The 26,434-nt window shown below is 64.4% G+C and carries 27 protein-coding genes; 5 read left to right on the top strand and 22 right to left on the bottom strand.

Going from position 1 to position 26,434, the window contains the following annotated elements; all coding sequences use genetic code 11:
* Positions 1-37 precede the first annotated feature (37 nt).
* Positions 38-400, top strand: coding sequence for a hypothetical protein (locus FJ443_RS21880; RefSeq protein ID WP_140560320.1), 363 nt, complete (start codon positions 38-40; stop codon positions 398-400).
* A 91-nt stretch (positions 401-491) separates the two neighbouring features.
* Positions 492-950 carry a nuclear transport factor 2 family protein gene (locus tag FJ443_RS21875; RefSeq protein ID WP_140665866.1) on the top strand — a complete coding sequence of 153 codons (459 nt, stop codon included), beginning with the start codon at positions 492-494 and terminating at the stop codon, positions 948-950.
* Between the two features lie 107 nt (positions 951-1,057).
* Here the strand turns inward: FJ443_RS21875 and FJ443_RS21870 are convergent, their stop codons facing one another.
* Genes FJ443_RS21870 through flhA form a run of 3 tightly spaced genes read right to left on the bottom strand, consistent with a single transcriptional unit; the run spans position 1,058 to position 4,279 of the window.
* Positions 1,058-1,441: a hypothetical protein gene (locus FJ443_RS21870; RefSeq protein WP_140665863.1), complete on the bottom strand. Its 384-nt coding sequence runs from the start codon at positions 1,439-1,441 to the stop codon at positions 1,058-1,060.
* A gap of 1 nt (position 1,442) precedes the next feature.
* The gene (gene fliR, locus FJ443_RS21865) at positions 1,443-2,195 is read right to left on the bottom strand and encodes a flagellar biosynthetic protein FliR (RefSeq protein ID WP_140496241.1); all 753 of its coding nucleotides are present in this window, start codon (positions 2,193-2,195) and stop codon (positions 1,443-1,445) included.
* The gene (gene flhA / locus FJ443_RS21860) at positions 2,192-4,279 is read right to left on the bottom strand and encodes a flagellar biosynthesis protein FlhA (RefSeq protein ID WP_140496240.1); all 2,088 of its coding nucleotides are present in this window, start codon (positions 4,277-4,279) and stop codon (positions 2,192-2,194) included. Before flhA ends, fliR begins: the two co-directional genes overlap by 4 nt.
* A gap of 113 nt (positions 4,280-4,392) precedes the next feature.
* Here flhA and FJ443_RS21855 point away from each other — a divergent pair, with 113 nt between their 5' ends.
* The 3 genes from FJ443_RS21855 to FJ443_RS21845 all read left to right on the top strand — a co-directional run bounded on the left by FJ443_RS21855 (position 4,393) and on the right by FJ443_RS21845 (position 7,454).
* Positions 4,393-4,692, top strand: coding sequence for a putative quinol monooxygenase (locus tag FJ443_RS21855; RefSeq protein ID WP_140665860.1), 300 nt, complete (start codon positions 4,393-4,395; stop codon positions 4,690-4,692).
* Positions 4,693-4,823: 131 nt separating this feature from the next.
* Complete coding sequence (locus tag FJ443_RS21850; protein WP_140665857.1) at positions 4,824-6,620, top strand: chloride channel protein; 1,797 nt, start codon at positions 4,824-4,826, stop codon at positions 6,618-6,620.
* A gap of 96 nt (positions 6,621-6,716) precedes the next feature.
* A complete protein-coding gene (locus tag FJ443_RS21845) occupies positions 6,717-7,454 on the top strand; it encodes a DUF4336 domain-containing protein (RefSeq protein ID WP_140665854.1) in 738 nt (245 codons plus the stop codon).
* Between the two features lie 54 nt (positions 7,455-7,508).
* On the opposite strand, the gene FJ443_RS21840 is transcribed toward FJ443_RS21845, so the two are convergent.
* The 19 genes from FJ443_RS21840 to FJ443_RS21750 form a co-directional block, all read right to left on the bottom strand.
* The gene (locus FJ443_RS21840; RefSeq protein WP_140665849.1) at positions 7,509-9,152 is read right to left on the bottom strand and encodes an MFS transporter; all 1,644 of its coding nucleotides are present in this window, start codon (positions 9,150-9,152) and stop codon (positions 7,509-7,511) included.
* A gap of 271 nt (positions 9,153-9,423) precedes the next feature.
* Positions 9,424-9,690 carry a flagellar biosynthesis protein FliQ gene (fliQ, locus tag FJ443_RS21835; protein ID WP_140496235.1) on the bottom strand — a complete coding sequence of 89 codons (267 nt, stop codon included), beginning with the start codon at positions 9,688-9,690 and terminating at the stop codon, positions 9,424-9,426.
* Positions 9,691-9,711: 21 nt separating this feature from the next.
* On the bottom strand, positions 9,712-10,119 hold the full coding sequence (flgD, locus tag FJ443_RS21830; protein ID WP_140549654.1) for a flagellar hook assembly protein FlgD: 408 nt from the start codon (positions 10,117-10,119) through the stop codon (positions 9,712-9,714).
* The gene (gene flbT / locus FJ443_RS21825) at positions 10,119-10,559 is read right to left on the bottom strand and encodes a flagellar biosynthesis repressor FlbT (protein WP_140496233.1); all 441 of its coding nucleotides are present in this window, start codon (positions 10,557-10,559) and stop codon (positions 10,119-10,121) included. Before flbT ends, flgD begins: the two co-directional genes overlap by 1 nt.
* Positions 10,556-10,903 (bottom strand): flagellar biosynthesis regulator FlaF, encoded by a 348-nt coding sequence (flaF, locus tag FJ443_RS21820; RefSeq protein ID WP_140496232.1) that lies wholly within the window; start codon positions 10,901-10,903, stop codon positions 10,556-10,558. Before flaF ends, flbT begins: the two co-directional genes overlap by 4 nt.
* Positions 10,904-10,933: 30 nt before the next feature.
* Positions 10,934-11,977 (bottom strand): flagellar hook-associated family protein, encoded by a 1,044-nt coding sequence (locus FJ443_RS21815; RefSeq protein ID WP_140496231.1) that lies wholly within the window; start codon positions 11,975-11,977, stop codon positions 10,934-10,936.
* A 3-nt stretch (positions 11,978-11,980) separates the two neighbouring features.
* On the bottom strand, positions 11,981-13,432 hold the full coding sequence (gene flgK, locus FJ443_RS21810) for a flagellar hook-associated protein FlgK (protein ID WP_140560324.1): 1,452 nt from the start codon (positions 13,430-13,432) through the stop codon (positions 11,981-11,983).
* Positions 13,433-13,460: 28 nt separating this feature from the next.
* The gene (locus FJ443_RS21805; protein ID WP_140522332.1) at positions 13,461-14,717 is read right to left on the bottom strand and encodes a flagellar hook protein FlgE; all 1,257 of its coding nucleotides are present in this window, start codon (positions 14,715-14,717) and stop codon (positions 13,461-13,463) included.
* Positions 14,718-14,796: 79 nt separating this feature from the next.
* Positions 14,797-15,465: a response regulator transcription factor gene (locus tag FJ443_RS21800; RefSeq protein ID WP_140496228.1), complete on the bottom strand. Its 669-nt coding sequence runs from the start codon at positions 15,463-15,465 to the stop codon at positions 14,797-14,799.
* Positions 15,466-15,687: 222 nt separating this feature from the next.
* Positions 15,688-16,275: a lytic transglycosylase domain-containing protein gene (locus tag FJ443_RS21795; RefSeq protein WP_181165242.1), complete on the bottom strand. Its 588-nt coding sequence runs from the start codon at positions 16,273-16,275 to the stop codon at positions 15,688-15,690.
* Positions 16,205-17,572, bottom strand: coding sequence for a flagellar hook-length control protein FliK (locus FJ443_RS21790; protein ID WP_140650215.1), 1,368 nt, complete (start codon positions 17,570-17,572; stop codon positions 16,205-16,207). The genes FJ443_RS21795 and FJ443_RS21790 overlap by 71 nt, the downstream gene beginning before the upstream one ends.
* Positions 17,569-18,933 carry a chemotaxis protein MotC gene (locus FJ443_RS21785; protein ID WP_140650217.1) on the bottom strand — a complete coding sequence of 455 codons (1,365 nt, stop codon included), beginning with the start codon at positions 18,931-18,933 and terminating at the stop codon, positions 17,569-17,571. Before FJ443_RS21785 ends, FJ443_RS21790 begins: the two co-directional genes overlap by 4 nt.
* Positions 18,930-20,264, bottom strand: a complete 1,335-nt coding sequence (locus tag FJ443_RS21780; protein ID WP_140522326.1) for a MotB family protein — start codon at positions 20,262-20,264, stop codon at positions 18,930-18,932. Before FJ443_RS21780 ends, FJ443_RS21785 begins: the two co-directional genes overlap by 4 nt.
* On the bottom strand, positions 20,261-20,881 hold the full coding sequence (locus FJ443_RS21775) for a hypothetical protein (protein WP_140665846.1): 621 nt from the start codon (positions 20,879-20,881) through the stop codon (positions 20,261-20,263). Before FJ443_RS21775 ends, FJ443_RS21780 begins: the two co-directional genes overlap by 4 nt.
* 3 nt (positions 20,882-20,884) lie before the next feature.
* The gene (fliF, locus tag FJ443_RS21770; protein WP_140665842.1) at positions 20,885-22,534 is read right to left on the bottom strand and encodes a flagellar basal-body MS-ring/collar protein FliF; all 1,650 of its coding nucleotides are present in this window, start codon (positions 22,532-22,534) and stop codon (positions 20,885-20,887) included.
* 124 nt (positions 22,535-22,658) lie between these two features.
* A complete protein-coding gene (locus FJ443_RS21765; RefSeq protein WP_140496222.1) occupies positions 22,659-23,723 on the bottom strand; it encodes a flagellin in 1,065 nt (354 codons plus the stop codon).
* 263 nt (positions 23,724-23,986) lie between these two features.
* Positions 23,987-24,985 (bottom strand): flagellin, encoded by a 999-nt coding sequence (locus FJ443_RS21760; protein WP_140496221.1) that lies wholly within the window; start codon positions 24,983-24,985, stop codon positions 23,987-23,989.
* Positions 24,986-25,199: 214 nt separating this feature from the next.
* Entirely contained in the window at positions 25,200-25,931 is a 732-nt protein-coding gene (gene fliP, locus FJ443_RS21755; RefSeq protein WP_140513640.1) for a flagellar type III secretion system pore protein FliP, read from the bottom strand.
* On the bottom strand, positions 25,928-26,422 hold the full coding sequence (locus tag FJ443_RS21750) for a flagellar basal body-associated FliL family protein (RefSeq protein WP_140496219.1): 495 nt from the start codon (positions 26,420-26,422) through the stop codon (positions 25,928-25,930). Before FJ443_RS21750 ends, fliP begins: the two co-directional genes overlap by 4 nt.
* Positions 26,423-26,434 lie beyond the last annotated feature (12 nt).

Below are 26,434 nucleotides of genomic sequence, written 5' to 3'. Positions count from 1 at the left end.
ATAGAGGTCGAATGCAATCCAAAAAAGGAGATATGAGATGATCCGCAAAACCCTGAGTGCGTCCGTTCTGGCCGCGATGTTTCTTGCGAAACCGGCTTTTGCCGAGGAAGCGACCATCGGACGCCCGATCGAAGCTGCCAGCCTGCACGAGGGACAGCTCGACATGGTGGTCTACTACGTCCCGGTCAACGGCGACCTGCTGGAGGTCACCGCCACCTTCGCGCCGAAGATCGGAGGTGATCCGCTGCGCTTCGTCATGGGCCTTGCTGACGGCGACTCCGTGGCCTTTTCCATGCCGGGCCATCAGGATTCGCTTTATGCGTTCTCAAGGTCGGGCGAGGAGGTCACGATCTCGACCGAGACCGACACATACCTGCGAGCCGACGCGACAATGCGCTGACGCGCAGACCCTGCATGGTGTCGGCTGCGTCCGAACAGCTTGCCACAGGTGCCTTTCGATCGCGCTACCGAATGAGTTGGAGGAGAGTGATATGCTATATAGTTATTTTGTCGAGAAATCGATCCGAAAGAGCTTCGATGACGTCAACAATCATCGCTGGGATGCGGCGGTGAAAGCACTCGCGCCGCATGTCCATCATCGGGTTGGCGGCGCCCACGCGCTTGGTGGAGAGCGCCACGACAAGGAAGCCCTGCGCCGCTGGTTTGAACGCCTCGGCCGTGTTCTGCCCACCCTCCGTCTCACGGTCAATCACATCTGGGTGGAGGGCTGGCCATGGCATACCACTGTGTTTGCCCAGTGGGATGGCACCGCGACCCTGCTTAACGGCGACACGTCGTACATCAACCGAGGTCTCCACGTGTTTACCCTGCGGTGGGGCAGGGTCCATGCGCTCGAGGAATTTTACGATTCACAGGCAGCGGCTCGCGGTCTTGCCGTCCAAGCGGCAGCTGGCCTCGACGAAGCTGCCGCCGAGCAGATAACAAGCTAGCTGAAACGTCGCCTTTTCACGATCCTCCGCAATGCGTGAGTTCGGTTACATTTTTCGACAGGCAGTCCGGGCGGCTTCGCTTTGGGTCCAATAGCAGACCTCCTCCTCTACTCCTGTCCCCGCTTCTGCGCGATCAGATCGAGGCGTTCGCGGTCGGAGCGTTCGCGTTCGTCGCGGTTGCGCACGTCCTTGTAGGCGCGCTCGACCATGTTGGTGCGCGCGGTTGCCGACGCGACGAGGCCGGCTTCCTTCCTGGCGCTTTCGAGGCTCGCCTCCTGACGCACGACGGCCTGGGCGATGCGGCGATGGTAGAGATCGGGGAAAAGGCCGGAGAGGGAATTGTCCCTATCGAAATGCTCGACCAGTTCCTTGGCCTCGGCTTCGGCGGCATTTGCGGCGGCGAGGAGGGTGGCGTGGCGCGTCTCGTGCAGCGCCTTCAACTGTTCCTGAACCTTGACCAGCTTCTTCAGGCGGTCCTTGCGCGTGCTCATGTCACCTCGCCAGCGTCAGGTCGACAAAGCCGTCGACGAACAGCGACAGCATGGAGCCGACGGCGAAATAGAAGATGAGCATGCCGCCGGCGATGACGAAGGGCTGAGAGATGAAATAGATCGGGATCTGCGGCGTCAGCTTGTTGACGAAGCCGATCGTCAGGTTGACGAGAATGGCATAGGCGACGAAAGGGCTGCCGAGGCGGATGACCAGGAAGAAGGTGTCCGACACCGTGTCGGCGACATCGACCAGTGCCGCCTGCGGGTTGAAGAAGACGTTGACCGGCGCGACCGTATAGGATGTCACCAGCGCGCGTATGATCTCATGGTCGAAGTCGAAGACGAACAGCAGCAGCAGTGCCGAGAACGAGATCATGGCGGCGAGCGCCGCCTGCGGTTCGGGCTCCTCGATCGCTGGCCCGCCCGAGCCGCCATAGCCGATCAGCATGGCGATGGCCGACCCCATGAAGCGCAGGGCTTCCATGTAGAGCCTGGTCATGGCGCCGATCAGGCCGCCGACCAGGAGTTCGGAAACGATCATCGGCACCAGGATCTGCGGACGCGGATCGACGAAGGGAAAGATCTTGTCCCACAGGAAGGCGAGCAGGCCGCCGGTGGCGGCGACCGCAACGAACAGCCTGACCTGCACCGGGATGCGGGCGCTGGACAGGCCGGGCATCAGCATGAAGCAGGCGCCGATGCGGCAGAAGGCGAGGAAAGCCGCGATGACGACCGCTTGCGAGAGAACGCTCACGATATCGTCCCGAGCACCCTGATCTCGACGCCCTTGGCGATTTCGACATGCGAGAGCACCGGCAGCGTGGTGAACAGCCGCTCGATGATCATGCGCACATAGGGGCGCGCGTCGGGCGCGGTGACGAGGACGAAACGCTCGCCGGCTTCGAGGAATTTCTTGATCGCCTTGGTGGCGTCCTGGCCGAATTCTTCCAGCTGGCGCGGATCGATATCGAACTCGCGCACCTCGCCCTTGGCGTCGCGCTTGAGGCTCTGGTGGAAGGCCAGGTCCCAGCGGTTGCCGAGACGCAACACCTTGAGCACGCCGCCCTCCGAAAGATCGCCGCAGATCTGCTGCGCCATGCGGATGCGGACATGCTCGACGATCTGCTCGGTGCGGCGCACATGCGGCGCGATCTCGGCGATGGCCTCGATGATCAGGTGCAGGTTGCGGATCGAGACACGCTCGGCCAGCAGCAGCTTCAACACTGCCTGCAGGCCGGGATAGGAGATGTGCGTGGTGCAGATCTCGTCGGCGAGCTTGCGGTATTCCTGATCCTGGCGCTCGAGCAGCGCCTTCATGTCCTTGTAGGACAGAAGCTGCGGCAGGTTGTTGCGGATGACCTCGGAGAGATGGGTGAGCAGCACCGACATGTTGTCGGCAAAGGTGTAGTTCTCGCGCTTCAGATCCTCGGCGAATGTTTCCATGACGGAATAGGCACGCATGCCGAAGGCCGGCTCGCGGATCTCCTCGCCCGGAATTTCGGGAACGTCGCGGTTGCCGAGCAGCACCATGATCTCCCCGACGCGCATCGAATATTCGGCGACCACCGTTCCGTGCACCTTGATCTGATAGCTTTTCGGCGGGATGGCGAAATCGTCGGCGACGCGCACTTCGGGCACGACGAAGCCATATTGCTGGGCGAACTTCTTGCGCATCTTGGCCATGCGGAAGACCAGCTCCTGATGCGAGACCAGCAGCCGGGTCGAAAGCTGCTTGCCGATCAGAAGCTCGATCTCGGCGGTGGCGAGCGAGGCCTTGACCGAGTTCTTCTCTTCCTCGGCCTTGGTCGCCTTCTCCTGGTTCTTCAGCGCCTCGGCCTCGGCCATGGCCCGGTTGTGGCGCATCGGAATGACATAGCCGAGGCCGGCCATGCCGCCGGCGAGCGCGAAGAAGGGGAAGAAGGGGAGGCCAGGCATCAGGCCGAGCAGCACCAGCAGCGCCGCCGCCACATAGAGCGCGCGCGGATGCGCGCCGAGCTGCCCGAACACGGCCTGGTTCGTCGAACCGCGCGTACCGCCCTTGGAAACCAGCAGGCCGGCGGCGAGCGAGACGATGAGCGCCGGGATCTGGGTGACCAGACCGTCGCCGACCGACAGCTTGATGAACACGTCGGCGGCCTCGCCCATGCCCATGCCGTGCCTGATATAGCCGATGGCGATGCCGCCGACGATGTTGATGGCGGTGATGATGAGGCCGGCGATGGCGTCGCCGCGGACGAATTTCGAGGCGCCGTCCATCGAGCCGAAGAAGGAGGATTCCTCTTCCAGCTCGCGGCGGCGCAACTGCGCTGTCTTGTCATCGATCATGCCGGCGGAGAGGTCGGCGTCGATCGACATCTGCTTGCCGGGGATGGCGTCGAGGGTGAAACGGGCGCCGACCTCGGCGATACGGGTGGCGCCCTTGGTGATGACGATGAAGTTCACCACGATCAGGATCATGAAGACGATCAGGCCGATGACGAAATCGCTGGCCATCACCAGTTTGGAGAAGCCGGCGATGACGTAGCCGGCGGCGTGCGTGCCTTCATTGCCGTGCGACAGGATCATGCGCGTGGTGGCGATGTTGAGCGATAGCCGCAGCATGGTGGCGATGAGCAGCACGGTCGGAAACGAGGAGAAGTCGAGCGGCCGCTGGATCCACAGTGCCACCATCAGGATCAGCACCGAAAGGGCGATCGAGAAGGCAAGGCCGACGTCGATGAGAAAGGCCGGGATCGGCAGGAACAGCACGGCCAGGATGATGACGATGCCCAGCGCGAAGAAGACGTCGCGACCGTTCTTGGCCACGGCGCCGGGCTGGATGCTTTCGCTTATCGCCATTCTAGTCCTCGAAAACCGTGGGCTGCCGAGCATGCGACAGCCCGGCGAGGGTAGCTGGCCAAGCTTGCGCGAGGGTGGGAGAGTGGCCTGCCCAACCATCGAAAGGAAATCTCATGCTGCTGGTCATCGGCACGGTTCGTCTGCCACCCGACAAGCTCGAACAGGCAAGGCCAGCGATGGAACGCATGGTTGTTGCCAGCCGTGCCGAGCCCGGTTGCCTCGCATACTCCTATGCGCGGGATGTCCTCGACGCCGGGTTGATTCGGGTCACGGAAGTCTGGAGTGACAGGGCGGCGCTCGACGCACATTTCGCCGCGCCGCACCTTGTGGACTGGCGCGCAAGCTGGCCGGCGCTCGGCATAGGCGAGCGCAATCTCGTGCTCTACGAGGCCGGCGACCCGAAGCCGACCTGACCATCGGCGGCCGGACGGGCTCCCTCCCAAAGGGCGCGCGGGCGCCGTCATTGTGGTTGCCATGCGGTGCCGCTCGGCGTATCAGCACGGCAGTGTTTTCAATGCCTTGCTGATGTCGGCGAGCCGCTCCGGTGCTTACCAAAAACCAATCGCCCAGGAATCAACCGCAAGTCTACGCTCGCCGGCTGCGCGCGGTGCTCATCAATTCGATCCCGCTGCTCGAAGCGCGAGGCATCGCGGTTGTCGTCCTTGCCGGCATCGTCGGCGTCATGGCGGGCATACTGGTCACCGCGATGAGCCAGATCGTGCAGGACCTGCACGGGCTGTTGTTCGGCGTACAGCCCGGCGGCCGGCTTTCCGGCATGTTCTCGCTCGCCCACCCCATGCAGGCCCTGATCCCGGCGATCGGCGGCATCCTGCTCGGGCTGACGGTGATCTGGCTGAGAAAGCGGAGATTTCGCACGCCTGTCGACCCGATCGAGGCCAACGCGCTCTATGGCGGTCGCATGTCGCTGACCGATACGTTCATCATCGCCGGCCAGACCATGATCTCCAGCGGTTTCGGCGCCTCTGTCGGGCTGGAAGCCGGCTATACGCAGGTCGGTTCCGGCCTGGCTTCGCGGCTGGCGCGGCTGTTCAAGCTGCGCCGCAATGATGTCCGCATCCTGGTCGGCTGCGGCGCCGCCGGCGCCATCGCGGCGGCTTTCGATGCGCCGCTGACCGGTGCTTTCTATGGTTTCGAACTGGTCATCGGCATCTATTCGGTCGCCAATGTGGTGCCTGTCATGACGGCGGCGATCTCCGCCTCGCTCACCGCCGAGATGTTCGGCGGCGTGCCGTTCCCGCTGGAGCTTGCGGGCCTGCCGGCACTCACGGCCAGCCAGTACGTGCCCTTCCTGCTGCTTGGACTGCTTGGCGGGGCCGCCTCGATCGCCATCATGCATCTGGTGACGCTGGTCGAACGCGCCTTTGCCAAGCTGTCGGTCGACGCCTCGCTGCGTCCCGTCATCGGCGGCGTCATCGTCGGCCTGCTCGGGCTGGTCACGCCGCAGGTGCTGTCGAGCGGCCACGGCGCGCTGCATCGCGAATTCGCCATGAACTATGGGCTGAGCGTGGTGGCCAGCGTCTTCGTGCTGAAGCTGGCGGCTTCCGCGATCTCGCTGGGTTCGGGGTTTCGCGGCGGACTGTTCTTCGCTTCGCTGTTTCTTGGCGCCCTGCTCGGCAAGGCATTCGCCGATGTGATGGCTTTCATCTCGCCGTCGACCGGCATCGATTCCGCCGTCGCTGCCGTCGTCGGCATGACATCGCTGGCGGTCGGCGTCGTCGGCGGGCCGCTGACGATGACGTTCCTGGCGCTGGAATCGACCCGCGACCTGACGCTAACCGGCGTCGTCCTGGCGGCCTCGATCATGGCGGCGATCCTGGTGCGCGAGACCTTCGGCTACTCCTTCTCGACGTGGCGCTTTCATCTGCGCGGCGAAACGATCCGCAGCGCCCATGACGTCGGCTGGATGCGCAGCCTGACCGTCGGCTCGATGATGCGCAAGGACATCAAGACCATCAATGCCGACACGACGCTTGCGGCCTTCCGCAAGCAGGTACCGCTGGGCTCGGCCCAGCGCGTCATCGCCGTCGACGCGGGTGACCAGTATGTCGGCGTGCTGATCGTTGCCGAACTGCACAGCGACCTGTCCGACGGCGAGACGGCGGTGCGCGACCTCGCGCAATACAAGGATGCCGTCCTGGTGCCGAGCATGAACGTGCAGTCGGCCGCCGAGACCTTCCAGCGGGCCGGCGCCGAGGAGTTGGCCGTGGTCGAGGATTTCACCGACCACATCGTGCTCGGACTGCTGACCGAGGGCCATCTGATGCGGCGCTATGCCGAGGAGCTGGAAAAAGCGCGCCGGGACTTGTCGGGCGAAGGGTAGGTCGGGCGAAGGTAGGCTGCCGAGCCGGCCCGGCTGAACTCGTGCAAGGCGAAGCTGCCGTGGCCAAGCTTGTTCTCCACCCTACATCAGCAGACCATGGCCGACCGCACACCATATCCGCCGCTCAACACGTTAAAGCTGGTTTCGAAGGACGTCTGGATCGTGGATGGCCCGGTCATCCGCTTCGGCATGCCTTGGCCGAAAATGCGGTTTCCGACACGGATGACCGTCATCCGCGTCAACGACGGCGATTTGTTCGTCCATTCACCCACCTTGCTGACAGGGAGCCTCGAGGCCGAGATCGCTGGATTGGGCAAGGTCCGCTACATCATCGGGCCGAACCGGATCCACTATTGGTGGATTCCGATGTGGCGCAGGGCCTTTGCGGATGCGGGTATCTGGCTGGCACCGGGCATTCGCGAGCAGGCGGGCGACAGGATCGATTTCGAGGCGAACGAGCTTGGTGCCGAGAGGGGCTACCCGTGGGACGATGACCTCAAGTCGCTGCCGGTGGAGGGCAGCTTCATGACGGAGATGGTGTTCTTCCATTCCGTCAGCCGAACATTGATCCTGACAGACCTGATCGAGAACTTCGAATCGCGGAAGCTTGGCTGGCCGTGGCGCTGGCTTGCCAGGGCGGCTGGTGTCGTTGATCCGGATGGCAAGACGCCGCGCGATTTGCGATTGACCTTCCCCAGGGGGCAACTCAAGGCGGCAGTCGAAAAGATGCTAGAATGGAATCCGGAACGCGTGATCATGGCGCACGGCCGTTGGTACGAACGCGATGGCGTCGCCGAACTGAAGCGCGCGTTCCGCTGGCTGGGTCCGCTCTAACGCTTTGTGTTGATGCAAGCCCGGACGAAAACGTCTTCGCGCTATCCTGCACTCCTAATGCTCGATCGGGCCCTTTGCCATGACCAGCGCCGTGCCCGCGGTTGTCGGGCGCTCGATCACGCGGCGCACCCGCGGCGGCTCGTCGCCGCTGTGCAGCGCCCGCAGGCGCTCGCCGACCGTGGCGTCGGCTTGGGTGATGCGGCCGTTGTGCCTGACATATTCGAGCCAGGTCGGCGTGTGGTAGTGCTCGATCCAGATCGCCGGATTTTCGAGATCGCGCGCCAGCGTCCAGTTGCGGGCACCGTCGCGGCGGCGGATGCGGCCGCGCTCGGCCATGGTGGCCAGGAACTCCGGCACGTCCTCGTCGCGGATGATGTATTCGATCATGATGGCGATGGGGCCGCTGCGTGGCTTCAGGTCGAGCGCGAGATGCGGCTCCTTGAAGCGGTTGAGCGGATCGAGGTTCAGCACCTGCTGCTGCGGCAGCGGCAGCACGAGGCCGATGGCGCCGCCAGCCAGCATGGCGATGGCCGCCGCGATCAGCGCTGTCCCGGCGCCATGCGCGTCGGCGACGATGCCCCAGATCCAGCTGCCGAGCGCGATGCCGCCGAAGGTCGCGGTCTGATAGACCGACAGCACCCGGCCGACGACCCAGCGCGGCGTCGCCATCTGCACGGTGACGTTGAAATGCGAAAGCGCGATCACCCAGCACGCGCCGCCGACCAGCAGGCCGAGCGATGTCTGCCAGGCGTTGTGGCTGACGGCGGCATTGAAGGCGCAGACGGCGAAGCCGGCGAAGGCCGAGCGCACCATGGTCTCGCTGGACAAAAGCTGGCGCAGCCGCACGCTGATCAGCGCGCCGCCGACCGCGCCGATGCCGAAGGCGCCCAGCATGATGCCATAGGTCAAGGCATCGCCCTTGACGACGTCGCGCGCCACCAGCGGCAGGAGCGCCAGCACCGCGCCGGCGCTGAAGCCGAAGGCGGAGCCCCTGACCAGCACCTTGCCGATGTTGGGCGACATGGCGACATAGCGCAGGCCTGCGCCCATGGCCGCGCCAAGCGATTCGCGCGGCAGCGTCGATGGCTGAACCTGCGGCTTCCAGCGCGCCAGCACGACGATGAGACCGATATAGCTCACCGCGTTGGCCGCGAAGGCGGCCGCCGCCCCGGCTGCGGCGACGATGATGCCGCCGATCGCCGGACCGACGCTGCGGGTCAGGTTGAAGCCCATCGAGTTCAACGCGACGGCGGCCGGCACCTTGTTGCGGGGCACGATGTCGCCGACGGAGGCTTGCCAGGACGGGCTGTTCAGGGCCGTGCCGCTGTCGATCAGGAAGGTGAAGGCAAGCAGCGTCCACGGCGTCATCAAGCCGGAATAGGTGAACAGGGTCAGAAGCACCGAGACGACCAGCATGAAGGTCTGGGCGACCAGCATAACCTTGCGCCGGTCGAAGCTGTCGGCGATGGCGCCGGCGACGAGCGCGAACAGCATGATCGGCAAGGTGGTCGAGGCCTGCACCAGCGCGACCTGATAGGGCGAGGTGGCGATCGTGGTCATCATCCAGGCGGCGCCGACGCCCTGGATGAGGCCGCCGAAATTCGACACGAGGCTGGCCGACCACACGGCGCGGAAGATGCCGTGCCGGAACGGCGCCAGCGCCGAAACGCTCTCGCTCTCCGGCTTTTCGTCAATCATAGGAAAGGCCCTGTCATGGCTTGCCGATCGTTGCGGTGATCCGTTTCCCCGGATGGTTTGCCGAAACTATGGCATCGTGCCGCAAAGAGCGAACGTCCTGAAAAAAAGATCATGGTCCAACAAGAGGATAGAGGAGGACCACGCAGCCGTGCGGCGTTGCTTCGACGCCGCGCCGCGGATGCAGCCCTATGCCGTACACGGTCCGCATCGGCGACAGCAGGCTGCTGCCGGTAAGTCGTCGGGACAGAACGGGCCGGCTCGCCGCAAGCAGCTAGAACCCGTTTTCAATGCGCTCGAAGACGACGTTGGTGAAGGCCGATATCTGGCTGCCGATGAAGGGACCGGTCAGCGCCGCCACGAGCATGATGGCGACGATCTTCGGCACGAAGGTCAAGGTGATCTCCTGGACCTGCGTCAGGGCCTGGATCAAGGCGATGCCGATACCCACCGCCATGGCGACCAGCACCACCGGGGCGGATGCGGTCAGCACCGTCCACACCGCGTACTGGACGATGTCGAGTGCGTCGGCCTCGTTCATGGGGTCGGCCCGCCGGAGCCGTCAGCTTGCCGCCTTGACCGAGACGCCGGGGCCGACCGCGATCTCGGTGCCGTTGCCCAGCACGGCGATGAGGCCGCTGCTGGCAAGGCGCACGGACGCGACGGTGCCCGTCGTCTTGCCGTCGGCGGACGTTATCGAGCGCCCGATCAGCGCATCGGCCTGCGACAGCGCCGAGGACTGCATGATCTGGTCCAGCTTGGTATTGGTCTGCACAGACTGCTCGACCTGCGAGAAGGTGGCGAGCTGGGCGACATACTGTGTCGAATCCATCGGCTTGGTCGGATCCTGGTTCTTCATCTCGGCGATCAGAAGCTTCAGGAAGGACTGGTAGTCGACAGCGGTCTTGGAGGTCTGCTGGCTGGCCTGATTGGCGCCAACCGGTATCGTCGTCGTCATGTCCACGGTCATCAGCGTGCTCCTACAGCCAGCGGACGCGAGGCGCCCGGAACGTCGTCATTGCCGCCAAGCGCGCGGCGTTCGAGCGGATAGAGCGACCTGATCGCCTTTAGCGCCTCGTAGATGTGATCCTCGCCGACCATGCGGTCGATCTGTTTCAGCGCACTGCCGATCTCGGCGTCCTCGAAACTTGCAAGCAGCAGCGGCAAGGAGCGGCGGAACATTTCGCGCGCCTCGCCGGCGCCGGCCGGGTTCATCAGCATCACCTGGAGGATGAAATACAGCTGCTTGAGCGGCGTCGAGGCGTCATCGGCCTGGATCACATGGCTTTCGAGCAGGAACTGCACGTCGTTCATCAATTCGACGGTGACCTTGCGGTCGACGCGGATGACGGCACCGTTGATGTAGATCTTCTCGTTCGGCTTCAGCGATATCTTCAGCGTGTTGGTCATTGAATGCCGTCGCGGATGATCTGGGATACCTCGATCAGTCCCTCGAAATTCTGGGTGCGGCCCTGGCGGATGTCTTCCGCCTCGCGCAGCAGCCAAAGGCCGATCGAAATCAGGTTGGCGCGCAGTTCCTTGGGAAGCGCGTTGTCGTTGGAGCCGAGATCCTCGACAAAGGCGGTCCAGACGCGGTTGGTGAAATGCAGCGCCTCCACTGCCTCCATCGAAGCGGGGCCAAGGGCGGCGGCCGCCGCCAGCATGTCGATCGAGCGGGTCAACAGCTCCCGTTCACGGTCCTTCGCATCGGCGACAGAGGTGCTCTGGATGTCGGCGTAGGAGAATTGGTACATCGTTGGCTCTACCGTTCCGGTTCAGAGTTGTCAGGTCAGGTAATTCAACAGGCTGAGCTGCTGGAGCCGCGCCGTCAATGCGAAGGAGGTCTCGATGTGCTGCGTCAGGTCGGCGACGCGGGTCGCGGCTTCGGCCGGGTCGACCGCTTCAAGATCGAGAATGTGGCGCTCGAACAGGTCGACCTGCGTCTTCATGCGGTCGACAGCGTCGGACACGCGCTTCTGGACGATGCCGGTTTCGGACTGAACCTGGCCGATGCCGCTCAGCGCTTCGCCGACCAGCGACTGCGAGCGGCCGACGATGGTGTCCTTCGCCGCCTGGCTGATGTTGGTCGACATCAGGCTGGAGACCATGGCCGCCGCCATGGCGAGCTTCTTGATGCCGTCGCTGTTGGCGCTGGTCGAGGTCGCGGTGGTTTCGTTGAGCGCGATGCGGCTGACGATCTGCTGGTCGGTGGCGTTCGACCAGTTGGCCTGCCAGCCCGAACCGAAGAACTGCGGCTCGACGTCGTTGGTGATGAAATCGTCCATCTGGGCCGCGGTGATGTTTGCCGCGGCGGGGTCATCCGGCGTGAAACCGAAATTGGCGACAAAGGAGGCGTCGAAGGCAGCCTTGGCGGGTGATCCGGCCGCTGTGAAATCGTTGATCGGCTTGACGTCGGTGTTGGTGCCGGCAAACAGATACTCGCCGTTGACGCTGGTGTTGAGGATCGAGGCGAGCTGCTGGACGGCCGTCTTGCCGGCCGACTGGGTGAGGTTGGCGGAAGAATCGCCCGACGTTGAGGTGGTCAGGCTCGACAGCAAGGTCTGCGCGACGCTGGAGAGCTGGCCGAGCGAGGTCTGCGTCGAGGAGAGCCGGGCGGCCACCAGGCCGTTGGAATCGATAATGACATTGAGCCGGTCGAGATCGCGCGAGAAGGTGACGGACTGGGCGGTGCGTCCGCCCAGCGCCAGGCCGACATCGGCGACCCTGCCGGTCGAGGACTCCTTCGTGGCTTTGACGAGCTCGGCCTGCATGCGCATCTGCTGATAGCGCATGGCGTTCGAGAGAGCGGCCGAAGAGACTGAGGTCATGGATTATCCCACCGCGCTGAGCAGAGCCGCCAACATGTCGTCGACGGTTTTCATCATTCGGGCCGATGCCTGATAGGTATGTTCGAGATCGAGAAGCAGCGACATTTCCTGGTCGACATTGACGCCGGTGGCGTTGGACAGCGCCTCGGCGCTGCGCGATGCCAAAGCTTGCTTGGCGTCGGCTGCGGTCGACGCCTGCTGGCGCACGCCCTGGAGCCACCCGATCGAATTGGCGGCATAATCGGCAACGCTCGACGTCGCCGAAATCCCGGCGGCGGGGTCGAATGTCATCGGCTGATCGAGCCGGTCGCCATAGGCGACCAGAAGGCTGGAATAGGAGGCGCCGCCGGTGTTGACGACATAGGCCGCGCCGTTGGCGCCGCCGTCGCGCAGCAGTGCCGGATTGCCGCCGACACTTGGATCCATGGCGGCATTGACGCTGATCGTGCCGGCAAGGCCATTGACCAGCGTGCCAGCGGCCGGCACCGCCGGCGCGCCAGACCAGGTGAACAGCCCGGCGGCGTTGGGCATTGACGGCGCGGTCTCGGCGAAGGCCGTGATCAGGCCGCGCGCGGTCTCGTCGAGCTGGCTCTGCATGGTCGAGGCCACGCCATCGCGCAATTGCAGCAAACCGGCAAGCTTGCCGCTGGCGCTGGTGTTGCCGCCGGTTCCCGCCGAGATCGGCACGTTATCGATGTAGAGTGCGTTGCCGACGGTACCGGCGCTGTAGCCGGAGGATGGGGCGAAGCTGACCGTTCGCGGGATGGTTTCGAACAGCGTCGTGCCGTCACCCGTGGTGATGACCATGTCATTGTCGCCGCGCGTGAAGGTCGAGACCGGAACATAGTCCGAGATCTTCTTCAAAAGCGCGTCGCGCTGGTCCAGCGCATCGGACACGTCGGTGCCGGAGCGCGTGCCTGATATGACAGCCTGGTTGGCATCCTGGAACTGGCTGAGCAGCGAGTTAAGATCGTCTACCGCGGTGGCGATCTGGCCGTCGGTCTGGGTGCGAAAGTCCTGAATGGCCCTGGAGCCTTCGTTCAGGGAACGCACGACCTGCTTGGCTGCGTCGATGACGCTGGAGCCGAGATTCTGGTTCGAGGGCGAGGTGGCATAGAGCTGCAGCGCCTGCTGCAAATTGCCGATCGCGGTCGAGGGAGAGGACGCATTGTCAACGCCATTGACCGAAACATCCAGCTGATCCAGGCCGCTATAGAGCGCGTTTTGGCCGCTGTACGCCGACAGGGCGCTGAGATTCTGGCGGAAGAGCAGGTCGTTGGCTACGCGCTGGATATCAACCGAGCGCGCGCCCGGCGCCGTGCTGGTGACGACGGCGATGCGGCGCGTATAGTCCGGATTGGAAGCGTCGGCGACGTTGCGCGAGACAACGCTGGTCTGCCGAGCGGTGTTCATAAGCGCCGATTGGGCGATGCTCAATGCGGTGGAAAGCGACATGCGGGTCTTTCACGGGCGTTGCCCGGTTTTATCTCTTCAGGTTGACAAGGACGTCCATCAGGTCGGAACCGGTCTGGAAGACTTTCGAATTGGCGGTGTAGCTGCGTTGCGCCGCGATCATGTTGGTCAGTTCCTCGGCGATATCGACGTTCGAATTCTCGAGCGCGCCGGAGATGATGGAGCCGAGCTTGCCTTCATTGGCAAAGCCGACGCGGACCGCGCCGGATTCGGTGCCCTGCGAGTACACATTGCCGGGCAGCGCGGTGAGCTGGTCGGGACTCTGCACATCGGCCAGCGGGATCTTGTAGAGCGGCTTGGTGGAGCCGTCCTTGTACTGGGCGTAGATGGTGCCGTCCTTGCTGATCTGCACCTTGTCGATGGTGCTCGGCGCGTTGCCGTTGACCTGAGCGTCCGAAACCGTGAAGCCGGTGCCGAGCTGGGTCAATGCCGACAGATCCAGTGAAAAGGTGCTGCCGTTGGGCACGGTGAGCGAGACGCTGTCGACGGCGCCGGTGAGCTTGCCCGTGGTCGTGTCGAAGGTCAGGTTGGCCGAGCCAAGCGCGCCGCCGGTGTAGGGGAATGACGTTCCGGCGGTCGCCTTCGACTGGTCGAAGACCGACACCTGCCAGGTGCCGGCGCCGGTGTTGGTGAAATAGACGTCGAGCAGCTTCTTGTTGCCGAGATTGTCATAGGCGACCATCGAGGATTTCGAGGTGTACTGCGCGCCTGCGGCGTTGGTGGTGGGCAGGTTGCCGGCCGCGACCGGCGTCGCGCCTGCGGGCAAGTTGCCGCTGTAGAGACCCTCGGTGCTCGGGGTCGCGGTCATTCCCTGGTCGGAGATGACGACCGGGACCAGTCCTTCAAAACCGTTCACCGTCGCCGCCGGCACGCCATTTTCGTAGCTGTAGGCCATCAGCTGGAAGCCGGCCGAGTTGACCAGCCTGCCCTGTCCATCGGGAACGAAGGCACCGGCGCGGGTCAGGAAAGGCGTACCGCTCGGGTCCTGGACGACAAAGAAGCCGTCGCCGCTGACGGCAAGATCGGAGACAGAGGTGGTGTATTGGAGCACGCCGGGATCGCTGACCGCCTGCCGGATCGTGGTGGTGATGCCGCCGGAATTATAGGCGCCGCCCGTCGATGGCATGACCAGTGTTGAGAATTCGGCGGATGACCGCTTGTAGCCGGTGGTATCGGAATTGGCGATGTTGTCGGCTGTCGTCGACAGACGGTTGGCCTGCGCGTTCATGCCGGAAACGCCGGTCCGCATCATCCCGTAGAGGCTCATCGAAATGTCTCCGCAATGTCCATGCCATTGGCAGCGAGGCTACGCGTCCTGTCTTGCGCGAGGCTGGCGCGGCGGTGCATCAGAACACCAGCCGGTAACCGAGGAAGCGCTTGGAATCGATCGGATCGGTGCCCAGCTTCTCGCGCAGCTTCTTGCGCAGCTTGCTGATGTGGCTTTCCACCACGTTCTCCTCGACCTCTTCGTCGAAGATGCCGTAGATGGCGTTGAATACTTGGGTCTTGGTGACGCGGCGGCCGCGATTGCTTGCCAAATATTCGAGAATGCGGCGCTCACGGCGCGGCAAGGGAAGCGGCTGGCCATTGATTTCAGGGTCGCGGCCATCCATGAAGATGCGCATGGCGCCGATCTCGGTAAAGGCGGCATCCTCGTTGGCGCGGCGGCGGATGGCTGTTATGCGGGCCAGGATCTCGCGGATATGGACCGGCTTGCGGATGACGTCATCGACACCGCTCTCGAACAGCCGCAACGTGTTCTCCAGCGAATGCTGCTCGCTGAGAGCAATCACCGGGGCTCCGGTGCGGTCGCGGATCTGGCGCGGAGAGATCGCGCCTTCGCGGCAGTCGCCGATGAGGAAGGCCCGGACCGAGCGCAGATCGGCATCGGCGGCCGAGTTCACCCACTCGCCGAATTCGCCGGAAGCGAAGCCCGCGCAGGCGATGCCCTCGCGGTCAAAAAGTGAATTGTATCCGTCTGTCACGAGCTCTCGCTCGTCAACGATAACGATCATCGGCCCCGCCTCCGAATCAGCTCATCTGCCCCGTGGGGAAAGCCGTATCCGCTGGCAGGAATCCTGAACAACCGTCATTTCTTGTAACTAGTTTCTTGGGAGTCCGGAATCGCATCGGTTGCATTAGCGTGGGGTGAGATATGCTTCGTGCTCCAAGTCCCGGCCAAGTCGAAGCGCAACGCCGAGACTTTGCGACCGATTGCATGAGATGCAACAATACACTCATGGATTGCAGAACGTGCGAGCGTTGCCGGTCCATTTGCCGAAGCCGGTGGCCACCATATTTGATATCACGCGGCAGACATAGACCTTCTGCGCCGGGTCGTTGTCGGGCCCCGCGTGATAGCGGGCGACAGCCATCGACCAGGTCACGTGACGGGCATGAAGGCTGGCCAGGAAACGCGCCGCATAGTCGACATTCTGACGCGGATCTAGCATGTCCTCGACGCTGCGAAAATGCGCGCCGTGGTAGTGGTGATTGATTTGCATGCAGCCGAGATCAATCAGCGTCTTGCCTTCGCGTCGGGCATTGGCGAAGGTGGCAAGAGCTTCGGCGCGGCTTGTCGGGAAGACTGCTTTTCCTTCTATATTCAATGCGTTGGGCTGCAAGCTTCCCTTCTTGCCGGTCTCGGTCAAGCCGACGGCATAGAGGATGCCGGCCGGCACGCCATAGTGGTCGGCGGCGCGCAGGATCTCCGGTTCGCAAGCATTGGCGGCGGCAGCGGCGGCGCTCGCAAGACTAGATAAAGATATCGCCGCCAGCGCGCTCGCGAGAAGGCGAAGCGGGGCGGCCGTGTGCTTGCGCGTCATCATTGTGTCTTCCGGCGGATTGCTGGCCCGGTTGCTGGCCGCCGGCGCCGCTGTTGCCGCCGCCGGAATTCCCGGGTTGAAAGGACGACTGGTCGCGGCCCGCCGCCGTCTGCAAGGATGCGGTCGCATCAGTGCGGGTCGTTGCGGGGACCGCTACCGAAGGTTGTAGTATCGTGACCTTGTCAACCTCGAAGCCGAGTCCGCGCAGGGACTTGACGATGGCATCGCTATCAGAGGACAGCCGGTGGTAGGCGTCATGTGTTTGAGGCTTCAACTCAATCGAAAGTTGTTCTCCGGAGAGGCGAAGATTGGCGGTGACCATGCCAAGCTCGGCCGGATGAAGTTCGATCTTCAACACATGTGTCGCGGCGGCAACAGGGCCTGTCAGTTGCGCGGTTGCGGAGTGTGTCGAAAGCGTCGTTTTCGGGCCGCCATCGGCTGTTATGGCGCCGATCACGTTGAGGGCGGCCTGGCTCATCGGCGCCTGCGGCGGGGCAGGGAAGCTGCGCTCGGAGACCACGTCGATGCGCCCTGCCGCCGACAGTTGTTTTCCGGGCTCGTGCCGCAACGAGGACTGAACATCGGCCATGGATTTCAGCTGCGGTGCCGCCTGCTTCGGATCCACGCCCGGCACTTCGGCCGGCGCTGTCTGGGGCAGCGGCCCGGCCGCGATCGCATTGTCGCGTTTTGGCGTGCCAGCGGCGTCGTGGACGGTCTGGCCATCGAGCTTGGTCAGCGACCCATCGACGAGCGATGTCCGCTCGGGCTTCGAGATCGGGTCGAGATCGTCATGCCCGGCGGCGGATTTCGGCCGGTAGGCCTTCGGCAGGAGCTGCCCGTCGAGCGCCGGTTCCTGTCCGGTTTCGTTCGTATCGGCCGGTCTGGCCGATGTCGAGAAATGGCGCAGGTCATGGAACGCGATCAGCAACGGCAGATGGTCCTCGAGCGGCGTCGCACCTGTCGCGGCCGCTGCGCCATCGGAGTCCTTGTCCGGCTCGGCGGTCTTGTCGTCCCTGGCCGTTTTCGCGGCCGGCATTCCGCTGGATGGGATCCTTGCCTTGCCAGCCGGCAGTGGCTCGTCCTTCTGCCCGGCAGGACCGGCGGCAAGCCTGCTCCAGCGCTCATCGCGCGATCCGGCCCCGGCTGCCGGATGCTTGTCCGGGTGGGCCGGGCCGGCCTTGTCGTCGAGCATCTTGCCGAAACCCGTGTCGTCATTTTTTCCGGTCGCCGCCGGCTGTTCCGCCGTCGTGCGCGCGGTGGTGATTCCCGGCAGCGCCGGACCGAGGCTGGGGGTCATTTCGGAGCGGCTCCAAGCATCTGGTCGATCAGGTCGAGCTGTCGACGGGTTTTGACCATCGCGGCATCGGTTGGGTCTGACGTGTCGGTGCTGGCCGCGGCCGCCGGCGCCGATGCCGGCAGGACAGTTGCCGCATCGCCCGGAGCCGGCGCGTTCGGCGCAACTGCCACTGTATCGCCGGATGGCGCGACGGCCGGCCGTTCGGAGACAGCACCCTCGACGGGCGGCAATCCGGCGGCGTCGGCCGTCTGCGCGGCGGCAGGCTCGGGCTCGTGCGATGGCATGACCTCTGCAGGTGCCGAGCTGGCGGTCGGGAGGGAAGCGGGCGGTGCCACCACTTCGCCGGCGATGGCCTCGGCGGCGTCGAGCAGCGCGCGGTCGCCGTCCGATAACCGGCTGCGGTCGATCTTGCCCAGCTTGGCGCGCACGTCCTCGATGGTACCCGATGTCACGGTGGACAGGCTTGAGTAGAGCAGGGCGCGCGGATCGCCCTGATTGGTGTTGCCGTCGCGGCCTTGCTCGGCCCGCGCCGAGGCGAAGGCGGACAGTTCGTTCAGGCCGTCGATCGCGGCGCGGCGGGCGATGCGCAGATAAATGACCTTCTCGCGCTCGGGATCCATCATTGAGGTGATATCGGCCAATTTGTCCTGGCTGATCGACATGTGCAGCTCAATCACGCCCGAGACGAAGGAGTCGGCGAACTGGCTGGCATAGGGCGAATAGAGATAGCGCTCGACATATTGTGTGGAGGCAAGCGCAAAGCGCGCCGCGTCGCGCTGCGCGACCGCAATGCCGACCGAGCGGCGCAATGCCGCCTCCTCGACCAGTGTCCCGGGGCCGAGCAATTTCGCCTCGTCGAGCAGCACCAGCGCCGCGGCCGGCTGGTCGCTGGCGAGCAGCGAACCCTTGACCAGGGCAAGGAAGGCGCCGAGGTCGCTGGGCTCCGCCATCGGATCGACCGGCTTCAAGGCTTCGATGGCCTCGGCGGGGCGGCCGTTCAGGTAATCGATGACGCCCCTGGCAAGGGCTAGGTCCCGCGCATCGGCGGTGGCGCGCGACACGGCCGCCTCGACGGTCACCGGGTTGCCGCCGCTCATGCCGTAGACCAGCAGCGCGCGAAAATTCTTCGGATCCCTGAAATCGTCCTTGTCCGCCTCGCGCAAGCGCGTATCGATCATCTCCAGCAGCTTGGACTGCATCGGCAGCGCGGCGTGGTCGCCGACGGCGATACGGTCCTGAATAAGCTGCAGCGAGCGCACCAGCTGATAGGGTTGCAACGAATCCTGCGCGAGGGCGGCCGTAGGCTGGCCGGCCAACAGCAAAAGGCCCATCAAGCGGCTGGTGAAGACCGCCCGCCTCATCCGCCGGTCGCCATCAGTATCTCGATGCGGCGGTTCACCGCCGACAGCGGATCGGCGGGGTCCTTCGGCTGGCGGTCGGCGAAGCCGGCGACTTCGGTGATGCGGCGCTCGTCGACGCCGCCGCGCACCAGCATGTAGTACGCCGAATGCGCGCGCGCCGTCGACAGCCGCCAATTGTCGTAGCCGGCGCTGCGGAACGGCCGCGCGTCGGTGTGGCCGTTGATGCTGATCGTGCCCTTCTGGCTGTTGACGATGCGGCCGATCTTTTCCATCGCGAGCACCAGCTCACGGCGCGGCATCGCGGAGCCGACCTCGAACATGCCGAAGTCAAGCTGGTCGGTGATCGAGATGAGGACGCCCTTGTCGGTGGCTTCGACCGAGACGCCGTCGTGCAACTTGTCGCCAGGTTTGAAGGCCTCGGCCAGCTGCTGCCTGACATCGGCCGCAGCCTTAAGCGCGGCCGCGCCCGGCTTCTTTTCGCCGGCATCGGGCTTGGCCGCCTCCTGGGCGGCGGCAACCTTGGCGTCCGCGGGCCCGGCGGCGCCGGCTTTCGCATCACCCGCCTCGGCGATTGCCGTTGTGGCCTTGCCGTCCTTTGCCAGAGGTTCAAGCGGCGCCGCGATGACCGGCGGCGCAGGCGGCACGGCCTTGACCTTGGCGACCTGCGCCTCGGCGGCCTTGTCGCCGGGCTTCACCGGATCACCTTCGATCCTGGCGCGCTGCGCGCTGGCCTCGGCGCCCGGCGAGGCCACCTGCTGAGACCAGAAATCAGGCTCGAACGGATCGCGATAGGAGGCGCCGCCGGAAGCGCCCGTTGCCGGGCCGGCACTCTGCGCGCCGCCATCGCCCTTCTGGCTGACGTTCTGCATGATGCCGGTGTTGGTGGCGATTTCCGAAAGCACCGCGTAGGGATCGGCGAACAGGTGTTCGTCGGACTGCTCGGACTGCTGCGGCTCCTGCTTTTCCTTTTTGGGATCGGATGAACCCGCGCCGCCGGCTCCATCCTGTCCGGCCTTGGTGGCCGCCTCTTCCGGATTGTCGGCGGTCAGCCCGATGGCGCGCGGACCGTCGCCGAGATCCTCCAGGCCCTTGCGGCTCGACGTGCGGTCGACCAGCTTGACCGGATTGAAATAGCTGGCGACCGCCGCCTTGGTCTGTTCGTTGGCGGCGTTGATCAGCCACATGACCAGGAAGAAGCACATCATGGCCGTCATGAAGTCGGCGAAGGCGATCTTCCAGACGCCACCGTGATGGCCCTCCTCGTGGTCGTCATGGCCACGACGCACGATGATGATCTCGTGCCTGGCCTGATCGGCATCGGCGACGCTCATGCCAACACCTGGGAGAGCGTTGCCGACCATTCGGCCATGCGCGTCTCGAACACCGCTTCGTCGATGGAGACCGTGAGATCGAAGCCGGGAGCTTCGATGAAGTCGAGATTGGCGGCGCGCGCTCCGAGCGATGCCTTCAGCGCTTCGAAAAGGGAAAGCGGGCCGCGAACGACTATGCGCACCGCTTCGCCATCGCCGACCGCTTCGCGGACCGCACCGGCAAGCGCTTCAAGCGAGCGCTTTTGCAGGTCGTCACTGACGATGCCGCCGATGATGCCGGCGACCGTGGCGGCGACGAGGTCCGTCACGCGCGCCTCCATGGCATCAATGCGCAGCGAGACCGCCTCGCCGACATCGCCGCCGAAGCTCTCGAGAAAGGCCTTCGCTTCCTCGGCATTCGCCCGGCGTTCAGCGTCCATCGCTGCTTCGTGGGCAGCCGCAAGCCGCTCGCCAAGCGCTGCCTCCGCCTGGGCGACCGCTTCGGCGATCAGCGTGCCGATATCGGCTTGAGGCACGGCTGCTTCCGGCTCGTGCTCGGCGGCGGCCCTCGGCTGGCTGACACGTTGCGGGCGCGGGCCGAAATCCGGCAGGAGATCGAAAAGGGCTAGGGAAGGCATGGACTACACCGCGACTTCCTGGGCCGCCCATTTGCGCAGGATCTGCGCTGTGCGCTCCTCGTTGAGGTCGACCATGCGGGCAAGCCGCTCCTGCGGCGCGGGCCTGATCTTCTGGCGCAGGTCGTCGAGCGGCGTGGAGCCGGCCCGCACGCCCGGCAAGGCGCCGACGGCCGAGCCGGCTTCGGCGGAAGCCGTGCCCTCTGGCGTCGGCAGCGAGCGCTGGACCTCGTCGAAATTGGGACCGGCTATGGACGGCGTCGCCTTTGCTGTCAGGGCCGCCGCCATCGGGCGCAGGCCGAAGAAGGCCACCAGGAACACCACGACGATGAAGGCGCCGGCATTGATCAGCGTGCCGGCGTGCTGGCCGACGGAATCGAGCATTCCGGCCTGCGGGATCGCCTCGCCGTCGAGCCCGTCGATGAACTCGACCGCCGAGACGTCGATGACATCGCCGCGCTTGTCGTCGAAGCCGGTGGCAGAGGTCACCATCTTCTGGATGTCGGCGACGCGCTTGGCGATCTGTTCGGGCGTGGCGTCCTTGCCCAGGATCGCCTTCAGCCGATCCTGGTTGACGACCACGGCGATAGACATCTTGGTGACGCTGTAGCCGTTGGAGACGGTGGCGATCTTCTTGGAGTTGATCTCGTAGTTGGTGATCTCTTCCCTGCGGTCGTTCTGCGAGGAGGATTGCGGACCCTCGGTGGCGGTCGTCCGCGTCTCGGGCAGGTTCTGCTCGACGCTGGCCGGGGTGGAGGCCTGCTTCTGGTTGTTGTTCTCGTTGGCGCGCACCGACTGCACCGAACGCTCGACGCGCGACTCCGGATCGAAGATCGTCTCCTCCGTCTGGCGGGTATCGGTGTTGACGTCGGCCTTGACGCTGGCGCGGAAATTGTCCGGGCCGAGATACGGGGTGAGGGCGCGCCGGATGTTGTCGCCGATCTGCGCCTCGACGGTTTGTTCGACGCCAAGCGTGCGGGCGGCACTTGTGTTGGAGGGATCATCTCCCGCCGCCAGCAGATTGCCGTTGGAATCGAGCACCGTCACCTTGTCGGCCGACAGGCCGGGAACGGCGGCGGCGACGAGATGGCGGATCGACATGGCGCTTTTCTCGGCGTCGATGCCGGCGTAGCGGATGACGACCGACGCGGAGGGCTGCTGCTCGTCGCGGCGGAAATTGGCACGCTCGGACATAACGATATGGACGCGCGCAGCCTTGACGCCCGCGATCGACTGGATGGTGCGCGATATTTCGCCCTCCAGCGCGCGCACACGCGTGATCTGCTGCATGAAGGAGGTCAGGCCGAGCGAGCCGACATTGTCGAACAGTTCATAGCCGGCATTGGCGCTGGTCGGCAGGCCCTTTTCGGCAAGCAGCATGCGGGCCTGCGCGGTGGTGCCGGCCGGGACCAGGACCGAGGTTCCGTCGGAGCCGACGTCGAAGCCGATGCCGGCCTCGCCCAGCACGAGGCCGATCTGGTTCACGTCGGCGCGGTCGAGCCCGACATAGAGCGTGTCGTAGGCCGGACGGTTGAGATAGACGGAAGCGACACCGATGACGCTCATCACCAATGCGGCGATGCCCGCCAGCATGGCCAGGCGCTTCACGCCAAACCCGCGGAGATTCGCGATGATGCTCTGGATCTGTTCCGGCACGGTCGACTACTCCCAGCATGACTGTCCGCTGGAACACTAGCCCTCGAAGCTTGTGCGAAAATGAAATCGGGCCGCGCTCGGCGCGCGGCCCGTCAACCTTGAGGTGAAGACGTCGAGTGGGCGGTCAGCTCTTGAACAGCGACAGGATCGACTGCGAGGAACTGTTGGCGATCGACAGCGACTGGATGCCGAGCTGCTGCTGCACCTGGAGCGCCTGAAGGCGGGTCGATTCCTTGTTCATGTCGGCGTCGACGAGCTGGCCGACACCGCGGTCGATGGAGTCCATCAGGCTCTGCGTGAAGGTCTTCTGCAGGTCGATGCTGCTCTTGGCCGAACCGAGGATGGTGGCGGAATCGGTCAGCTGGCTCATGACGTTGTCGATCTTGGTGATCATCTGGGTGATGATGTCGTCGGTCACGCCCGCCGCAGTGATGTCGAGATTGTAGGCGGAAATATTGTCGACCTTGGCAACCGCCCCCGCCGCGGTCTGGCCGGCGGTGTTGGCTGCGATATCCGTTGATCCACCCGCGATCGATGCCGCATAGGCGGTGTCATACAGGGTCTGCGCGGCCGCGGTCGAATAGACCGATGTCTTGCGGTCGAGAATGCCCTGGTTCTTGACCTCGCCGGCGAGACCGGAATCGAAAAGCTTGGTGCTCTCGACATCGATGTCAATCGTCCCGAGTTGGACGGCGCCGGACGAGGTGCGGTTGAACGAGGACACGATCTTGGAGTCGGGCTGGACGCCGTCATTGGCGGCCGACACCTGCTTGGAGATCACCGACAGGAAATTCGAACCGGAGAAGGTGGCGGCGTCGGCAAAGGATTTCATCTGCGCCTGAAGCGCCGTGATTTCGGTCTGCGTCTTTGCCTTGGCGGCATCCGTCTGGCCGACGGTCGAAAGCAGCTTGGTTTTGATCTTGCCGATCGTGTCCAGCACATTGTTCATGCCGGTATAGGCGGTGTCGACCTTCGAGGCGCCGAGGCCGAGCGCATCCTGCACGGTCGAGAGCGCCTGGTTGTCGGAGCGCATGGTGGTGGCGATCGACCAGTAGGCGGCGTTGTCGGAGGCTTCGGAGACGCGATAGCCCGTCGAGACGCGGGCCTGTGTCTGCTCGAGCGACTTGTTGGTGGCGTTGAGGCTTTGAAGTGCAGTCAACGCCGCAGCGTTCGTCATGATGCTCGCCAAGAAACTCGCTCCTTCTCTAAGCCGGCATGCCCACAGGCCTGGTCGGCCTGCCCATCGGCTGCGATCGTGCCGGTCGGGCCGATTCGACAACCTGTCGTAAGCTATTGGTTAACCATAGCTAGCGCGATATGGTTAACGCCCTGTTAAAAGTCAGCTTTCGACAGTTAAGGAACGAGGATTGCGCGGGGCTGGAGCAAACGCAATCGGGCCGCGCTTTTGGCGCGGCCCGATATCTTGGTGCTGTTCGTGGATGGTGAAGGCGATCAGCCGCGGAAGAGCGACAGGATCGACTGCGACGAACCGTTGGCGATCGACAGCGCCTGGATGCCGAGCTGCTGCTGAACCTGCAGGGCCTGGAGGCGGGTCGATTCCTTGTTCATGTCGGCATCGACGAGCTGGCCAACGCCGCGGTCGATGGAGTCCATCAGGCTCTGCGTGAACGTCTTCTGCAGGTCGATGCTGCTCTTGGCGGCGCCGAGCGTGGTGGCGGCGTTCGTCATGTCCTTGAGCGCGGCGTCGACGACGTTCATCATCCCCGAGATCTGGTCGTCGCTGAAGCCCTTGCCCGTTGCGGAGTCGAAGATCTTCAGGCTGGCGACCGAATAGGTGTCGCCGGCCGCAACGGTAGCACCAGCAGCCGGAGTAGCCGCCGTGGCGGTGACGCTGCCGTCGGTGCCCAGACGCGCGGCGTCGAGGATGCCCTTCGCGGTGCCGGCCGTGGTACCCGCCTCGTACAGCTTGGTGCTTTCCACGTTGACGTCGATCGTCGAGATCGATACCGCGCCGGAAGCGTCACGGTTGAAGGCCGAAACGATCTTGATGTCCGCCACGGACGTGCCCGTGCCGCTGTCCACGGACAGCATGTTGGTGCCGGAGAAGCTGGCGCCATCGGCATAGGCCTTCAGCTGCTTCTGAAGGGCGGCGATTTCGGTCTGGGTCTTTTCCTTGTCGGCATCCGTCTGGCCGTAAGAGGCGGTCAGCTTGGTCTTGATCTGGTTGATGGTGTCGATCGCGCTGTTCATGCCGGTGTAAGCGGTATCGACCTTCGAGGCGCCGAGGCCGAGCGCGTCCGAAACGGTCGACATCTGCTGGTTGTCGGAACGCATCGTGGTGGCGATCGACCAGTAAGCGGCGTTGTCCGAAGCCTGGGAAACGCGATAGCCCGTCGAGATGCGGGCCTGGGTGGTTTCGAGGTTCTTGTTGGTGGCGTTCAAGCTCTGCAGCGCGGTCAGCGCCGAGGCATTGGTCATGATACTGGCCATGTCTACTCGTACCTTACTTTTTACAGGTGTTTTTTGACATACCGGATTGGCCGGTATGACGGAGCGGCATCATGCCAATGATCTGTCTGAGATCCGATCACCCGCCATCTGCGGGGAATATGGCGGCAAGTCCCTACCAAAGGACTAAACCGGACGGTTAATCGAAAAATATTGTCGAAAAAAACGGGAGGGCGCAGTTCGGCGCCGGGCGCGATCAGTTGAAGGAGCGCACCAGGCTGCCGACGAGCAGGTTCCAGCCGTCGATCAGGACGAAGAACAGGATCTTGAAGGGCAGCGACACCACCGTCGGCGGCAGCATCATCATGCCCATCGCCATTGTGATGGTGGCGACGATCAGGTCGATGACCAGGAACGGCAGCACGATCAGGAAGCCGATCTCGAAGCCGCGCCTGATCTCGGAGATCATGAAGGCGGGCACCAGGATGCGCAGGTCGACGGTTTCCTTCGCAACGGTCTGGCCGCGTTCGCGCGCGAGGTCGGCGAACAGGTCGAAGTCCTTGTCGCGCACATTGTGCAGCATGAAGGTGCGGAAGGGATCGGAAATCTTCTCGAAGGCCTCGGTTTGGCTGATCTGGTTGTCCATCAGCGGCTTGACGCCGGTATTCCAGGCCTGGTCGAAGGTCGGCGCCATGACATAGAAGGTCATGAACAGTGACAGCGAAATGAGGATAAGGTTCGCCGGCGTCGACTGCAGGCCGATGCCGGCGCGCAGGATCGAGAAGGCGATGACGAAACGGGTGAAGCTCGTCACCATGATCAGCAGGCCCGGCGCCACCGAAAGCACGGTGAGCAGGCCGAACATCTGGATGATGTAGCCGACGGTGGTGCCGTCGGCCTTGCCGATGCCGCCGAGGTCCAGTTGCTGGGCCGTCGCGATCGATGTGGCGGCGCCGAGCAGCGCCGCGGCAAGAAGAAATTTCTTCATTCGAGCAGCAACGTCCTGATGAGTACCTGCTTGGCATGCCCCTGGCTGCGGATCGAGGCGCGCTCCTCGATATCGGCCTTCAGGTGCTGATAGCCGCTGGCGCCTTCTATCTGGTGCATCTTCAGGGTGCGCACGAAGGCCAGAAGATCCTGATGGATCTCATCCGACATTGCCGGCGGCTGCGGCGCGTCGTAGACTACCGACACTTCCATCCTGATCCAGGTCTCGGCGGGCGAGGCGATGTTGGTGGTGATCGGCGCCAGCGCGACGAGTGACGGTCCCGTGCCGGGCTCTTGCGCGTCGGCGGGCTTGGGCACCTTGCCCTCGTTTTCCGGCGCGACGGGTACCGATGCCGGTGCCCCCACACCCTTGAGATAGCCGCCGGACAGCCAGCCCATGCCGATGGCGGCAGCCGTCACCAGGAGCAGCATGGCGCCCTGGACGGCAAGGGAAGGACCCTTGCGAGACGGAACCTGTTCGACGCTGGCCACGGTGCTGCGGTC

This window comes from Mesorhizobium sp. B2-6-1, assembly GCF_006440475.1.
In the GTDB taxonomy this organism is placed as follows: domain Bacteria; phylum Pseudomonadota; class Alphaproteobacteria; order Rhizobiales; family Rhizobiaceae; genus Mesorhizobium.
This window is presented reverse-complemented; position numbering and strand designations above follow the sequence as displayed.

Coding starts and splice junctions, on each gene's coding strand:
- FJ443_RS21840 (WP_140665849.1), bottom strand. CDS start 9,152: ATGATTGACGAAAAGCCGGAGAGCGAGAGCGTTTCGGCGCTGGCGCCG.
- FJ443_RS21795 (WP_181165242.1), bottom strand. CDS start 16,275: ATGACGCGCAAGCACACGGCCGCCCCGCTTCGCCTTCTCGCGAGCGCG.
- fliP (WP_140513640.1), bottom strand. CDS start 25,931: ATGAAGAAATTTCTTCTTGCCGCGGCGCTGCTCGGCGCCGCCACATCG.
- fliQ (WP_140496235.1), bottom strand. CDS start 9,690: ATGAACGAGGCCGACGCACTCGACATCGTCCAGTACGCGGTGTGGACG.
- FJ443_RS21790 (WP_140650215.1), bottom strand. CDS start 17,572: ATGACCCCCAGCCTCGGTCCGGCGCTGCCGGGAATCACCACCGCGCGC.
- flbT (WP_140496233.1), bottom strand. CDS start 10,559: ATGACCAACACGCTGAAGATATCGCTGAAGCCGAACGAGAAGATCTAC.
- FJ443_RS21880 (WP_140560320.1), top strand. CDS start 38: ATGATCCGCAAAACCCTGAGTGCGTCCGTTCTGGCCGCGATGTTTCTT.
- FJ443_RS21800 (WP_140496228.1), bottom strand. CDS start 15,465: ATGATCGTTATCGTTGACGAGCGAGAGCTCGTGACAGACGGATACAAT.
- FJ443_RS21760 (WP_140496221.1), bottom strand. CDS start 24,985: ATGGCCAGTATCATGACCAATGCCTCGGCGCTGACCGCGCTGCAGAGC.
- FJ443_RS21785 (WP_140650217.1), bottom strand. CDS start 18,933: ATGAGGCGGGCGGTCTTCACCAGCCGCTTGATGGGCCTTTTGCTGTTG.
- FJ443_RS21775 (WP_140665846.1), bottom strand. CDS start 20,881: ATGCCTTCCCTAGCCCTTTTCGATCTCCTGCCGGATTTCGGCCCGCGC.
- FJ443_RS21815 (WP_140496231.1), bottom strand. CDS start 11,977: ATGACCTCAGTCTCTTCGGCCGCTCTCTCGAACGCCATGCGCTATCAG.
- flgD (WP_140549654.1), bottom strand. CDS start 10,119: ATGACCGTGGACATGACGACGACGATACCGGTTGGCGCCAATCAGGCC.
- FJ443_RS21870 (WP_140665863.1), bottom strand. CDS start 1,441: ATGAGCACGCGCAAGGACCGCCTGAAGAAGCTGGTCAAGGTTCAGGAA.
- flaF (WP_140496232.1), bottom strand. CDS start 10,903: ATGTACCAATTCTCCTACGCCGACATCCAGAGCACCTCTGTCGCCGAT.
- FJ443_RS21780 (WP_140522326.1), bottom strand. CDS start 20,264: ATGAGCGTCGCCGATGCCGATCAGGCCAGGCACGAGATCATCATCGTG.
- FJ443_RS21855 (WP_140665860.1), top strand. CDS start 4,393: ATGCTGCTGGTCATCGGCACGGTTCGTCTGCCACCCGACAAGCTCGAA.
- FJ443_RS21875 (WP_140665866.1), top strand. CDS start 492: ATGCTATATAGTTATTTTGTCGAGAAATCGATCCGAAAGAGCTTCGAT.
- FJ443_RS21845 (WP_140665854.1), top strand. CDS start 6,717: ATGGCCGACCGCACACCATATCCGCCGCTCAACACGTTAAAGCTGGTT.
- FJ443_RS21805 (WP_140522332.1), bottom strand. CDS start 14,717: ATGAGCCTCTACGGGATGATGCGGACCGGCGTTTCCGGCATGAACGCG.
- flgK (WP_140560324.1), bottom strand. CDS start 13,432: ATGTCGCTTTCCACCGCATTGAGCATCGCCCAATCGGCGCTTATGAAC.
- flhA (WP_140496240.1), bottom strand. CDS start 4,279: ATGGCGATAAGCGAAAGCATCCAGCCCGGCGCCGTGGCCAAGAACGGT.